The organism is Methanothermobacter sp. EMTCatA1, assembly GCF_002356395.1.
Taxonomy (GTDB): domain Archaea; phylum Methanobacteriota; class Methanobacteria; order Methanobacteriales; family Methanothermobacteraceae; genus Methanothermobacter; species Methanothermobacter thermautotrophicus.
In genome coordinates this window covers 1,450,998-1,464,065 of record NZ_AP018336.1, presented here as the reverse complement: position 1 = coordinate 1,464,065, position 13,068 = coordinate 1,450,998, and the positions used below count along the sequence as shown (strand labels likewise).

At 49.2% G+C, this 13,068-nt stretch carries 16 protein-coding genes; 15 read left to right on the top strand and 1 reads right to left on the bottom strand.

The features are described 5' to 3' along the window. Window positions 1-106: 106 nt before the first annotated feature. From tca_RS07810 to tca_RS07790, 5 genes are all read left to right on the top strand, one after another. Complete coding sequence (locus tag tca_RS07810) at window positions 107-652, top strand: TATA-box-binding protein (protein ID WP_010877235.1); 546 nt, start codon at window positions 107-109, stop codon at window positions 650-652. Between the two features lie 11 nt (window positions 653-663). Then, on the top strand, window positions 664-2,139 hold the full coding sequence (gene serB, locus tca_RS07805; RefSeq protein WP_048176146.1) for a phosphoserine phosphatase SerB: 1,476 nt from the start codon (window positions 664-666) through the stop codon (window positions 2,137-2,139). Window positions 2,140-2,180: 41 nt separating this feature from the next. Next, a complete protein-coding gene (locus tca_RS07800; protein ID WP_286708802.1) occupies window positions 2,181-2,408 on the top strand; it encodes a hypothetical protein in 228 nt (75 codons plus the stop codon). Window positions 2,409-2,425: 17 nt separating this feature from the next. Beyond that, window positions 2,426-4,561 (top strand): DNA topoisomerase I, encoded by a 2,136-nt coding sequence (gene topA / locus tca_RS07795; RefSeq protein WP_286708801.1) that lies wholly within the window; start codon window positions 2,426-2,428, stop codon window positions 4,559-4,561. A 243-nt stretch (window positions 4,562-4,804) separates the two neighbouring features. Continuing rightward, window positions 4,805-7,342, top strand: a complete 2,538-nt coding sequence (locus tca_RS07790) for a dolichyl-diphosphooligosaccharide--protein glycosyltransferase subunit STT3 (RefSeq protein WP_048176143.1) — start codon at window positions 4,805-4,807, stop codon at window positions 7,340-7,342. 129 nt (window positions 7,343-7,471) lie between these two features. On the opposite strand, the gene tca_RS07785 is transcribed toward tca_RS07790, so the two are convergent. Beyond that, the gene (locus tca_RS07785) at window positions 7,472-7,849 is read right to left on the bottom strand and encodes a CBS domain-containing protein (protein ID WP_048176142.1); all 378 of its coding nucleotides are present in this window, start codon (window positions 7,847-7,849) and stop codon (window positions 7,472-7,474) included. Between the two features lie 131 nt (window positions 7,850-7,980). On the opposite strand from tca_RS07785, the gene tca_RS07780 reads away from it, so the two are divergent. The 10 genes from tca_RS07780 to tca_RS07735 all read left to right on the top strand — a co-directional run bounded on the left by tca_RS07780 (window position 7,981) and on the right by tca_RS07735 (window position 13,066). Further along, a complete protein-coding gene (locus tca_RS07780) occupies window positions 7,981-9,075 on the top strand; it encodes a GTP-binding protein (protein ID WP_048061317.1) in 1,095 nt (364 codons plus the stop codon). Between the two features lie 33 nt (window positions 9,076-9,108). Further along, window positions 9,109-9,885, top strand: a complete 777-nt coding sequence (locus tag tca_RS07775; protein WP_048061316.1) for a sulfide-dependent adenosine diphosphate thiazole synthase — start codon at window positions 9,109-9,111, stop codon at window positions 9,883-9,885. Between the two features lie 107 nt (window positions 9,886-9,992). Then, on the top strand, window positions 9,993-10,508 hold the full coding sequence (locus tca_RS07770; protein ID WP_286708800.1) for an adenylate kinase family protein: 516 nt from the start codon (window positions 9,993-9,995) through the stop codon (window positions 10,506-10,508). A 118-nt stretch (window positions 10,509-10,626) separates the two neighbouring features. Continuing rightward, window positions 10,627-11,049 (top strand): ribonuclease P protein component 4, encoded by a 423-nt coding sequence (rnp4, locus tag tca_RS07765; protein WP_115892623.1) that lies wholly within the window; start codon window positions 10,627-10,629, stop codon window positions 11,047-11,049. Beyond that, complete coding sequence (locus tag tca_RS07760) at window positions 10,991-11,224, top strand: YhbY family RNA-binding protein (RefSeq protein ID WP_286708799.1); 234 nt, start codon at window positions 10,991-10,993, stop codon at window positions 11,222-11,224. The genes rnp4 and tca_RS07760 overlap by 59 nt, the downstream gene beginning before the upstream one ends. Before the next feature lie 10 nt (window positions 11,225-11,234). After that, window positions 11,235-11,672: a 30S ribosomal protein S19e gene (locus tca_RS07755; RefSeq protein WP_010877224.1), complete on the top strand. Its 438-nt coding sequence runs from the start codon at window positions 11,235-11,237 to the stop codon at window positions 11,670-11,672. 34 nt (window positions 11,673-11,706) lie between these two features. Continuing rightward, a complete protein-coding gene (locus tca_RS07750; protein ID WP_010877223.1) occupies window positions 11,707-12,042 on the top strand; it encodes a DNA-binding protein in 336 nt (111 codons plus the stop codon). A 9-nt stretch (window positions 12,043-12,051) separates the two neighbouring features. After that, the gene (locus tag tca_RS07745; protein ID WP_048176135.1) at window positions 12,052-12,657 is read left to right on the top strand and encodes a hypothetical protein; all 606 of its coding nucleotides are present in this window, start codon (window positions 12,052-12,054) and stop codon (window positions 12,655-12,657) included. Next, window positions 12,654-12,809 (top strand): 50S ribosomal protein L39e, encoded by a 156-nt coding sequence (locus tag tca_RS07740; protein WP_010877221.1) that lies wholly within the window; start codon window positions 12,654-12,656, stop codon window positions 12,807-12,809. The genes tca_RS07745 and tca_RS07740 overlap by 4 nt, the downstream gene beginning before the upstream one ends. Window positions 12,810-12,820: 11 nt before the next feature. Continuing rightward, window positions 12,821-13,066 carry a 50S ribosomal protein L31e gene (locus tca_RS07735; protein ID WP_010877220.1) on the top strand — a complete coding sequence of 82 codons (246 nt, stop codon included), beginning with the start codon at window positions 12,821-12,823 and terminating at the stop codon, window positions 13,064-13,066. Window positions 13,067-13,068: the final 2 nt, after the last annotated feature.

Genomic DNA, 13,068 nt, shown 5'->3' with positions numbered 1-13,068 from the left:
GAATATTAACCGCATTATTATTCATAATAACTAGTTTTTTACGTCAATATTAATATAGGTGCATTTAAATTTATATGTAGGTTTAACTTCACCGGGAGGTATCTAGTTGACAGATGTGGATATCAAAATAGAAAATATTGTTGCTTCAGCAACCCTTGGAAAATCCATTGATCTTCAGACAGTTGCAGAAGCCCTTGAGAATGTTGATTTTAACAGGGAACAGTTTCCGGGGCTTGTGTACAAATTAAAGGAGCCGAAGACGGCTGCACTGATCTTTGGGTCAGGCAAACTCGTATGTACAGGAGCCAAATCAATAGAGGACTCCAAGAGGGCCATAAAACTGACAGTTGACATGATGAGGACCATGGATCCTGACATACCAGAGGAATTTGAAATAAAGATCCAGAACATTGTGGCCTCGGCGAACCTTGGAAAACCACTCAACCTTGAGGCTGTTGCCCTTGGACTTGAAAATACAGAGTACGAACCTGAACAGTTCCCTGGACTCGTTTACAGACTGGATGATCCCAAGGTGGTGCTCCTGTTATTCGGTTCAGGTAAGGTTGTATGTACAGGAGCCAAGAGTGCAGAGGATGCTAAACTTGGAGTTGAAAAGACTAAGGCAAGGCTTGCCGAGTTAGATCTGATTTAATGGTGATATTTTTGATTAAACTTGTAGTTTTCGATCTTGACAATGTCATTATTGATGGTGAAGCCATAGACGAGATAGGAAAAATCGCTGGCGTTGAAAAGGAAGTAATGGAGATCACCGAGAAGGCCATGCAGGGTGATGTTGACTTTGAATCCTCAATAAGGGAGAGGGTTAAACTCCTCAAGGGAACAGCGGTGGAAGACATAAAGAAGGTTGCAGATGAACTGCCCCTAATGGAGGGCGCCGAGGAGACAGTAAAGACCCTCAAGGAGAAGGGGTACCTGGTTGCAGTTATAAGTGGAAGCTTTGACCTTGTGGCTGAACCCGTAAAGGAGAAACTCGGCATAGATTACCTCTTCTGCAACAGGCTCCATGAGGAAGATGGCATACTTACCGGTGAAGTGAGCGGGCCCCTTGTGGAAAAATCAAAGTATGATGTCCTCTGCGGGATCCTTGAGAAGGAGGGTATAAGTCCCAGGGAGTGCGTTGCAGTTGGTGACGGGGCCAACGATATATCCATGATAGAGGCCGCACGTCTGGGCATAGCCTTCAATGCCAAGCCAGCCCTCAGGAAGAAGGCCGATGCAGTTGTTGAAGATAAGGATCTGCGCAAGATACTCCCCATCATTGAAAAAGTTGCAGAGGCTGATGATAAATTGAACAAGATGAGTTACGACGAAGTTATGGAACTCAAAAATGAATACGAAGACAAACTCTCAGCAATAGCCTCTGAAAGGGATGAACTGAACAAAAAAGCACGTGAAATGAAGGAACTGAGGGACAATCTCAACAGTGAACTTCGTGAAACACTCAACAGGGCTGTTGAACTGAGAGATAAACGTAATGAAATAAACTCCCAGGTCGAGGAGAACAAGAAGCTCAGGGACCAGATAAACAAGGAGATACGCAAACTCGAATGGTCCTCAGGAGGAAGGGACCGTATAAAGATTGAAAATGAGATCAAGCGAATAGACAAGATCATTGAAACAAGGGTCCTTGACATTAACAAGGAGAATGAACTTGTCAAGACAGCGAACGAGCTTCGAAAGAAACTCATGAAGATTCAGGAGGACGATGAAACCCGTGAAAAGGCCCTTGAACTCAGGAAAAAGTCAGAGGAGTACCATGAGAAGGTTGTGGCCCTCTCTGAGGAGGCCCAGGGTTACCATGAGAAGATGCTGGAGTACTTCAGAAAAACAGATGAGATACGCAAGAAGGCTGACGAGGCCCATGAGAAGTTCCTCGAATTCAGGAGGATGGCCTCAGAGAAGCATGAGGAATTCAAATCAACCCTCGGTGAGATACGCCAGATAAACGAGAGAATAAACGCCCTGAGATCAGAGAACAGAAGTGCCAGGAGAAGAGAAAGCAGGGAAAAAGATATTGAAGAAAAGGAAAGGGCCCGTGAAATATATGAGAAGTTCAAAGAGGGCAAAAAACTTACAAAGGATGAGATTCTTCTTCTCCAGAAGCACAGGATAGTTTAGGGGATCCTATGGGTGGAGAAAAATCCTCAGACAGAGAGAATATGGAACCAGAAAATGGGAATCCATGCGGTGTTGGCACATCAGACAGCGAAACGGTTTACAGCAGAGATAATCCCGGCAGTGAAGAAACTTCAGATGATGAGAAGATAGAAGAGTGCTTCATATGCCATAAGAAGTTCAACATAAACGCCGATGATTCAAGCCATTATCATTACGGTAAGTACCCCATGTGCAGTTACTGCAGTGACTTCTACGGATTCTACAGGTGAGATCCCTGAGTGGTAAGATGCATGAAGTTATAATCTGTGAGAAGCCCAAATCATCTGAAAAGATTGCCGGGGCCCTCTTTCCAGACGCCATGAAGAAAAAACATGGAAAGGTGTCATACTGGGAACATGTGGAGGGTGATAAGAGGGTCACCATAGTATCAGCGGTGGGACACCTCTACTCACTCCGCCCCAGGCAGTCCAACGAAGAACACTTTTTTGACCTTGAATGGGCACCCATACACGAGATCGATAAGAAGAAGGGTTACGTTAAGGATTACCTCAACGTTATAAGGAAATTTGCAGCCGGCGCTGACCGCTACATCCATGCCTGCGATTATGACATTGAGGGGACCCTCATTGGTTTCAACGCCCTCAAATACGGTTGCGGTGAGGAGGCCCTCAGGAAGACCTCCAGGATGAAGTTCTCAACCCTCACCAGGGAGGAAATACAGAGGGCCTACCAGAACCCCATTGAAGTCGACTATGGGCAGGTCGACAGCGGCGCTGCAAGGCACATACTTGATTTTATTTTCGGAGTAAACATATCCCGCTCCCTCATGAAGTCTGTTAAGGCGGCCACAAATCGTTTCATAAAATTATCCGCCGGGAGGGTTCAGACCCCTACCCTCGCGATACTGGTTGAACGGGAGAAGGAGATAAGGGACTTTAAACCCGTCCCCTACTGGATAATACGCGCTGAACTCGGGGAAGGGATCATCGCCGAGAGCAAGAGGGGCAAGATCTTCAAGCGGGAGCTGGTCGACAGCATCCTCAAGAAGTGCCAGGGAAGTGACGCTGAGGTTAAGGATGTTAGGGTAAGGGACACCATCAGAAAGCCCCCGGTACCCTTCGACCTGGGGACCCTCCAGTCAGAGGCCTACCGTGTATTCGGATTCAGCCCCAAGAAGACACAGACAATTGCACAGAACCTCTACACCGAGGGTTACACCTCATATCCCAGGACATCATCCCAGAAGCTCCCGGAAAGTATAGGGTACGAAAAGATCCTCAAAAACCTTGCAAAGAACCCCCGCTTCGGAGTCCACATTGAAAGGCTCAGAGGCCCCCTCAAACCCCATGAGGGAAAAAAGGAGGATGATGCCCACCCGGCCATACATCCCACAGGTCTTCTTCCATCGGAACTCTCAAAGGATGAGAAAAAGGTTTATGACCTCATAGTCCACCGGTTCATAAGTGTATTCGGTGAGGATGCCATCCTCCAGACCATGAAGGTAGAACTTGAAATTGGAGAAGAGGAGTTCAGCTTCTCCAGGAAGAGGGTCAGTAAGGGGGGCTGGATGGAGAGCTACCCCTACACGAAGATGGAGGATGAAGAATTCCCTGAGATATCCGGCGGAGACTCTCTGGCTGTCAGGAGTGTAAGCGCAGATGAAAGGGAGACAAAACCTCCGGCAAGATACAACGAGGCTTCCCTCATCAGGGAACTCGAGAGGAGGGGTCTTGGAACCAAGTCAACACGTGCAGATATAATAGCCAAACTCTATGACAGGAAGTACATTGAGGGGAAAAAGATAAGGGTCAGTCCCCTGGGTGAGAACATAATTGACACCCTCACAAGGTACTGTGAGAAGATCACCAGCGAGGAACTCACAAGGCAGTTCGAGAGGGAACTAGAGGATATCATGAGGGGGAAGATAAGCAAGGACCAGGTTATAGATGAGGCCATCACAGAGGTAAGATCCATACTCAGTGACATAGAGGAGAACCTCAGGGACATCGGGAAGGAACTCTACAGGGCCTACCAGGACAGCAGGGTTGTGGGTGAATGCCCCGCCTGTGGTGGGAAACTCGTCATAAAATACTCTCCCAGAAACAGGAGCACCTTTGTGGGGTGTTCAAGCTACCCTGACTGCAGGACCGTTTACTCACTTCCAAAGGGCGCCAGTGTGCTTAAAAGTCTCTGTGAAAAGTGCGGTCTCCCCATGATATCCTATGGAAGGCCGCGGCAGAGGGCCTGTCTTGACCCAAAATGTGGTAAAAAGAAATCAGAGGTTGAAGAGGTTGTCGGTAAATGCCCTGAATGTGGTTCAGACCTCATAAAGCGCTCCGGACGTTACGGGGAATTCGTCGGTTGTAAGGGATTCCCGAAGTGCCGCTTCACATGTTCCGTTGATGAGGTCCCCGAGGGCTGAACTGAATGTCAGTGATGCAGGAAATTGCTGGTAATATTTCTTCAAGTATGAAAGTCTGAGGGTTGAACCGAATGTCAGTGATGCCTTTTGAGTTGTTCTGACCCTCATGAAACCCATAACCCCCAGAATTCAGAGGAACCAGAAAGACCCGCGAAAATATGAAAACTTATAAGTCACCGGATCAAAAACCTTATTAACATCATTAAGGTCCTGAATTTATTACCAGATGAAAGAGGCGGTGAAATGGATATCCAAGGTTTGCTTGAAAGATTGAAGCCATTCCTAATCATTGTCCTGCTCTTCTCGGTTGTCTTTTACATAAGAGCAGAGGCCAGTAACATTGGCGGAGTCCCTGCCGATGCCAAGAAATTCTATGAAGATGCAGATGGACTCCCCTATTTCAGCGAAATGGACTCCTACTATAACTACAGGTTAACAATGAACTACCTGACGAAAGGTATAATGGGTGATACCCTGGTGGATGGTAAACCCTATGACCTCCACTCATACTATCCCCCTGGCAGACCCGTTGACTACCCGCCCCTGATCGTATACGTTACCTCGGCTGCCTACAGGGTACTGAACTTCTTCGGGGACTTCAGCCTCAAGGAGGTCGCATTCTGGATGGGGGCCTTCATAGGTTCCCTCTGCGTGATCCCCGCCTACCTCTTCGTGAGGAGGATAACAAATGATTACGGGGGTTTTGCAGCTGCCCTCATAGTGGGGCTTGTCCCAACCTACGTCGCCCACACCTATGCAGGTTTCTTTGACACGGACATGTTCAACTTCGTCCTCCCGCTCTTCGTGTTCTGGTTCTTCACAGAGGGGATGCTGGCTTCCAGCATGAGGGGCAAGGTTGGATATGCCCTTGCAGCGGCAGTTTCAATACTTGTATTTTCAGCTGCATGGGTGGGTTACATATTCTACCTGGCGGTTCTCATCGTATTCGTTGCAGCGTACCTTGTCATTTCAAGGTACATCCTGGGAGAAAAACCGGAAGGCGAATTCGAGGGCAAACTTGACTGGCTGATTCATCAGAGAGAACTTTTCCCCCTCCTGATCCTCCTCATAGCTGGGGGAGTCCTCATAGGAGTGTTTGGAGGATTTTCAAGCCTTGCGGGTGCTGTAGGCGGACTCATAGGTGCCACCCAGATACAGGCAACCGCCCAGACCACGGCCTACCCCAACGTCTATGTCTCAGTCTCAGAACTACAGGTGCCTGAATTCATAACAACCGGTGCCGGGAACATCTTCCTCCCGGGTCAGAACACAATCGTTGGTGGGGTGGGCGGCCTGCTGGTATTCATAATTGGTGTTCTGGGTGTCGGAGCCCTGGTGTGGAAATACCGCCAGCCAGAGGTTGTCGTTGAGGAGTCAGAGAACAGGCCGCGGGCCGGTAAGAAAAGCAAGTTCATGAGGAAGAAGAGGGCGGCTGTTGCCAGTGAGGAGATGAGACACCGCTACCTGCTCTACGCTGTCCTCATGGCTGTATGGCTCATAATGAGTGGATATGCTGTTACCAAGGGTTCAAGGTTCATACCCACATTTGCAATGCCCCTGGGACTCTCAGCAGGGATATTCACAGGATTCCTTGTTGAGTACTTGAGGGTGAGGTTCACGACAACATCATCACTGGCACTGATCGTATTCGTGGCGGCGGTTGCCATGGTAATGCCCTTCGGGGTCTCAGTTGCGGTTAAGCTCCTTGCAGGGGTGCTTGCGGCTGGATTCATATACTCCGTGAAGAAGCCTGAGATAAGGGCGCCATTCATGATGGTTCTGGTGGTCCTTGCAGCTGTGGCCCCCTCTGTGAGTGGAGCCCACTCAATCACAACGTCGGTAGCCCCCGGTACAGATGATGGTATGTGGAACTCCATGCAGTGGGTAAAGAAGAACACCAGCAGGGACACGGTGGTCATGTCATGGTGGGACTTCGGACACCTCTTTGCGGTTGCAGCAGACAGGCCAGTCACCTTTGACGGTGGTAGCCAGAACACCCCGAGGGCCTACTGGATAGGTAAGGCCCTCACAACGAGTAACGAGACACTTTCAAGGGGTATACTCACCATGCTCTCAACCAGCGGTGATCTCGCCTATGAGACCCTTGACAACTACACAGATGACAGCGGAAAGACCGCCGAGATACTGACCGCGACCCTCGGACTTCCAAGAGAGGAAGCCAGGGCCGTCATGACCGGGCGCTACGGTCTCAGTGATACGGAGGCTGACAGTGTACTCAGGTACTCCCACCCGGCAAAGCCAAAGCCCTTTGTACTTGTCCTGAGCTCAGATATGCTCGGTAAGGCGCCATGGTGGACGTACTTTGGAACATGGGATTTCAAGAAGAAGACAGGGTCAAGGTATGGTTACTATCCATCCCTGGCAAGCTCAAAGCCCCAGGTGGTTAACAACACAACCGTTATCCAGACCGTGAACACCATGGTGGACCAGAATAACGTCCTGGGCACCATAATAGAGAAGAAGGCAAACACCACCAATGCAACGATAGCAGTGGGCAACAACATGACGGTTCAGAAGATAAACCCCCACAAGCTCACCATAATCGAGGGCGACCTCCTTGTTAAGAATGAGGTTGTTGACAGTGACGCCCAGCTGAGCCTCATAGTCATTGGAAGCGGGAACCAGTACACGACAATAATAATGAACAGGGAACTGGAGGACTCGGTCTTCACAAAGCTCTTCCTCCTGGGAGGATTCAACCAGACATCCTTCAAGTTCCTCCACCAGGAACCCGGTGTGCTGCTGTGGACAGCAGCATAACCCATATTTTTCATTTTACACGGCCATGATCTCTCTAAGAGATTAAGCCACTCAAAAACTCTTAATGAAAAAATAAATTTCAGTACCTCATTATAAAAACAGGCAATAAAAGAAGTTTCTGGCAGAACTTCAGTATCGCTTGGCCATCTTGGCCCTCAATATATCAGTGGCGCTTATCACGCCTATGATCTCATCGTCCTTCTCGACAAGGAGGCGCCAGACAACGTTCTTCACCATCTTCTCTGCTGCTTCCTTGATGGTTGCCCTGGGAGATATGGTAACAAGATCCCGCTCCATCACCTCCCATACCTTGACCTCTGCAAGATCATCCCCCTCTGCAATGGCCTCAAGCACATCCCATGTGGTTACAATTCCGACCCTGACACCTTCCTTCACAACCACCGAGCTTCCCTTGGCGTTCTCAACATAGTTCCTTAGAACATCCTCGAGGCTGGCAGTTATGTCGATGGTGTCAACATCCGTAACCATAACATCCTCAACCCTCATAAAATCACCTGCATATAATATGAAGGTTATGGGATATAAAATATAAGGGAAAATATTTAATAATGGATAATAGAGAACACTGAATGATTACACTGATTTTTCCCGGCTTCAACAATGTTCATGTGAGTGGTATGGATATCGAAGAGAAGATCAGAAAGATAGAAGAGGAGATTCAGAAGACACCATACAACAAGGCCACAGCCCACCATATAGGTAAACTGAAGGCAAAGATATCCCGCCTCAAGGAGGAGGCCCTCCAGAGGAAGACCTCATCTGGAAAGGGGAGAGGATTCCATATCAAAAAGTCTGGAGACTCCACCGTGGTCCTCATCGGTTTTCCATCTGTTGGGAAATCAACACTCCTCAACGAGTTAACCAGTGCAGAGTCAAAGGTGGGTGACTATCAGTTCACAACCCTTGAAATCGTCCCGGGCGTCATGGAGTACCGGGGGGCCCAGATACAGATATTTGACATACCCGGGATAATAACCGGGGCCTCCCGTGGGAGGGGCCGTGGAAGGGAGATACTCTCAGTTGCCAGGAGCGCCGACCTCATAGTGATAGTCCTTGATGTCTTCAACACAGACCACATGGACATAATCCTCAGGGAGCTGAGGGATGTTGGTATAAGACCCAACGAGACGCCCCCTGATGTGATTGTTAAGAGGAGAAAACTGGGTGGTGTGAAGCTCTCAGCAACGGTCGAACTCACACACCTTGATGAGAAGATCATAAGGTCAGTCCTCAATGAGTACGGAATCCACAATGCCGACGTCCTCATAAGGGATGACATAACCGTTGACCAGTTCATAGACGTCATGGAGGCCAACCGCGCCTACATACCGGCCATCACCGTTATAAACAAGATAGACCTTGTGGATGAATCCTATCTTGAGGGTCTCAGGGAGAAATTCCCGGAAGCCCTCTTCATCTCCGCAGACAGGGACATCAACATCGATGAGCTCAGGGAGGAAATATTTAACAGACTGGGCCTCATAAGGATATACCTGAAGCCCCAGGGTAAAAAGGCTGATTACGACGAACCCCTCATCATCAGGGAAGGGTCAACCGTTGGCGATGTGTGCCAGAAGCTCCACAGGGACTTTGTGCGTAAATTCAGACATGCAAGGGTCTGGGGGAGCTCTGTTAAATTCGACGGCCAGAAGGTGGGCCTTGAACATGTCCTCAATGATGAGGACGTCCTGAGGATCATAATAAAGAAGTGACCGCTTCTTATGGAAATACATGCAGGTGTGAAGATGAAGCTTGATGATATAAAAATTTCAAGAGCAATTGTTGAAGGATACATGGAGGATCTCCTGGACTACATGGAGATGGATGTTGCTATCGGCGGAGGGGGCCCCTCCGGTCTAACAGCAGGCTACTACCTTGCAAGGGCTGGTCTGAAGGTCGCGCTCTTTGAGCGCAAGCTCTCCATTGGTGGTGGAATGTGGGGCGGCGGTATGATGTTCAACAAGATCGTCGTCCAGGATGAGGGCCGTGAGATCCTCGATGAATTCGGAATAAGGTCAGAACCCTATGATGAGGGATACCATGTGGCTGATTCGGTGGAGGCGACCTCCACCCTGTGTTCCAGGGCCTGCCAGGCCGGACTGAAGATATTCAACCTCATGAGCATAGAGGACGTTATGATCCGCGACGAGGGGATAACCGGTCTTGTGCTCAACTGGAGCTCAGTTGAAATGGCGGGCCTCCACGTTGATCCCCTCACAGTCAGGGCCAGAGCAGTCATCGATGCAACGGGTCATGACTGTGAGATAGTGAAGGTGGTGGAGAGGAAGATCGGACCGGAACTCAACACCCCCGATGGCAGGATACAGGGCGAGAGGTCCATGTGGGCCGACGTGGGGGAGGCTGCCCTCATTGAAAACACGAGGGAGGTCTACCCCAACCTCTATGTGGCTGGAATGGCGAGCAACGCCGTATACGGCGCCCCCAGGATGGGGCCCATATTTGGTGGTATGCTGGTCTCAGGTCGACGTGTTGCAGAGATGATAATCGAGAAGCTGAAATGAATGTCTGCGTAACTTACCGCCCCAGAAACAGCCACCAAAGAACAGAGAGGCGATGAAAAAGGAGAAATGGGCCACGGTTCCAGTCAGCAAGGCGAGACTGTGAAATTATGATCTGCATAACCGGAACACCCGGCGTCGGGAAGACAACCGTGGCGGGTATATTGAGGGAGAGGGGACTGGAGGTCATATCCCTTGGGGAACTCATAAGGCAGAAGGGATTCGTCCTTGGACGCGACCCCATCAGGGGATACCTTGAAGCCGACATTGAGGCCGCATGCAGCCACCTCCAGGAAATGGAGGGTCTGGATGTGGTGGAGGGTCACCTCTCCCACCTCTGCAGATCCTGCAGCATGGTGATCGTCCTCAGACTCCACCCGGAGGTACTCAGGGGCAGGCTTGAGGGGAGGGGCTACCCTGAAGGTAAGGTTCTTGAAAACCTCGAGGCCGAGGCACTGGATGTGTGCACCGTTGAGGCCTTCGAAATACATGGGGATCGTGTTCATGAGGTCGATACAACAGGAAGATCCCCCCATGAGGTTGCCGATATCATCACCGATATCATGAATGGTTCAAGGGTATGCCCCCCGGGGGGAGTGGACTTCTCAGGGTGGCTTCTTGGATGATGGAAAAGCTTTTTAAATATGGAAACACAAATCACTTATAATATTCTTCTTGTGCAGTCAGTACACCATCTCAATGTGCAAGATGTGGATGTTCTATTCCGTTATGAGAGGTTAAACCTTGAGGAGAGGAAAGAGACCACGATGGATGTTAAAAATTGCTGAAGAGAGAATAGACATCCTTTTCAGAATGGCTGACCGTGAATTTTCAGCTAATCCCCATAGATCGCACAGGTACACCGAACTTGCAAGAAACATCGCAATGAAGTACAGGGTTAGAATCCCCAGGGAATGGAGGAGGAGGTTCTGCAGGAAATGTTACAGTTTCCTTAAACCCGGGGCAAACTGCACCGTCAGGATAGCTGATGGGAAGGTTAATTTTAGGTGCCACGAGTGCGGTCACATCATGAGATTCCCGTATATCAGGGAAAAAAAGGATAGAAGGAGAAATAAGATTGAGTCTCACACCACCAAAGAAGGAACTGATGAACAGGTCACTGTCGGCGCTCACAATAAATGTGGGGAAAGCCGGAGTGACAGGTAGCCTCATTGAAGAGGTGAAGAGGCAGCTCAAGGCAAATGAACTGATAAAGATAAGATTTGCCAGGACGGTGGCCTCTGAAAAAGAAAGTTATATTACAGAGATAGTTGAAAAAACAAATTCTAAGCTCATAGATTTAAGAGGAAATGTGGCAATAATTTTCAAAAAAAGATCTTAGGAGGATAAATATGACTACAGTTTATGACGTGCCAGCAGATCTGCTCATAAACAGGGTTGCTGAGGAACTGAAAAATGACAGTAAGGTTAAATCCCCTGAATGGGTTAACTTTGTTAAAACAGGTGTCCACAAGGAAAGAAGACCTGAGAATCCTGACTGGTGGTATGTAAGGGCCGCAGCCCTCCTCAGAAGAGTTTACATTGATGGTCCTGTGGGTGTTAACAGCCTCAGGACACATTACGGCGGTAAGAAGGACCGGGGCTCACGCCCTGAAAAGTTCAGAAGAGGTAGCGGTGCCATAATCAGAAGGGCCCTGCAGCAGCTGGAGGAATCAGGTCTAATAAAGAGGGAAGAAAATGGAAGGGTTATAACACCCGAAGGCAGATCATTCCTTGACAAGGCCGCTGCAGAGGTAAAGAAAGAAGTTGAAGGACTTGAAAGGTACTGAAACTATCCCAGAGGGGCCTCAGGAGGTTTCATAGTTGACAGACCTCGAAGAGATACGTCGCAAGAAGATGCTGGAGCTCCAGCAGAAGGCTCAGCAGCAGGCGATGGAAGCTGAAGCACAGGAACAGATGCGTCAGCAGCTGGAAATGCAGAAAAAACAGATAATGATGCAGATACTCACCCCTGAAGCCCGTAGCCGTCTGGCCAACCTCCGTCTGACAAGGCCGGACTTCGTTGAGCAGATAGAACTGCAGCTCATACAGCTGGCCCAGATGGGGCGTGTAAGGTCAAAGATCACCGATGAACAGCTGAAGGAGCTGCTTAAAAGGGTTGCGGGTAAAAAGAGGGAGATAAAGATCAGCCGCAAATAGTCTGGTAAAATGAATGCATGCGTACTCTACAGTGGCGGTAAGGACAGTTCACTGGCGGCTGTGATGCTCCAGCGGCTGGGGATACAGCCAGAGCTGGTGACTGTGAACTTCGGGATCCATGATTCATGGAAGCCAGCATCTGAGGCAGCTGCATCCCTTGGATTTCCACACCGTGTTCTTAAACTCGGCGATGAAATCCTGATGGACGCTGCTGAGACGATAATCAATGACGGGTTTCCGAATAATGGTATAAAGCACATACACAGGATGGCAGTTGAAGCCGCAGCCACCGAGTACGACATGGTTGCCGATGGAACGCGACGTGACGACAGGACCCCTAAACTAACAAGGGACGAGATACAGAGCCTCGAAGACCGCCTGAACATTGAATATGTGAACTTGGATGGTCTCGGTCACAGGACCGTTAACAGACTTGCATCGATGCTCTTCAGCCTGAGGAGGGAGAGAAGCAGTATCGATAACAGCTCCGACTACGAGGTTGAGGTCCGCCTCCTCCTTGAGGAGATGGGCCACAGTTCAGAATCATTCTTCCCTGTTCACTTCCAGACCAGGGTCACTGGCTGGAACACCAAAATGAAGGAGGATGCTAAATGAGTAGAAATAAACATGTTGCCAGGAAACTCAGAATGGCAAAGGCTAACAGACAGAACAGAAGGGTGCCCGCATGGGTTATGGTTAAGACAAACTACAGGGTTCGAAGCCATCCAAAGATGAGGCACTGGAGAAGGACCAAACTCAAGGTATAGGAGGACTGGATATGGAAAGGATTTATGTCATACCTCTCAGAAAGGCCAAGAACGTGCCAAGGACCATAAGAGCGCCGAAGGCTGTTAAGATTGTCAGGGAATTTCTCATGAAACATATGAAGGCAGACACCGTTAAACTCGACGAGTCAATCAACGAAAAACTCTGGGAGAGAGGTATCCAGAAGATACCCCCAAGAATAAAGGTCAAGGCCGTTAAGGATGAAGACGGTGTTGTTGAAGCCACACTCGAAGAATGAAA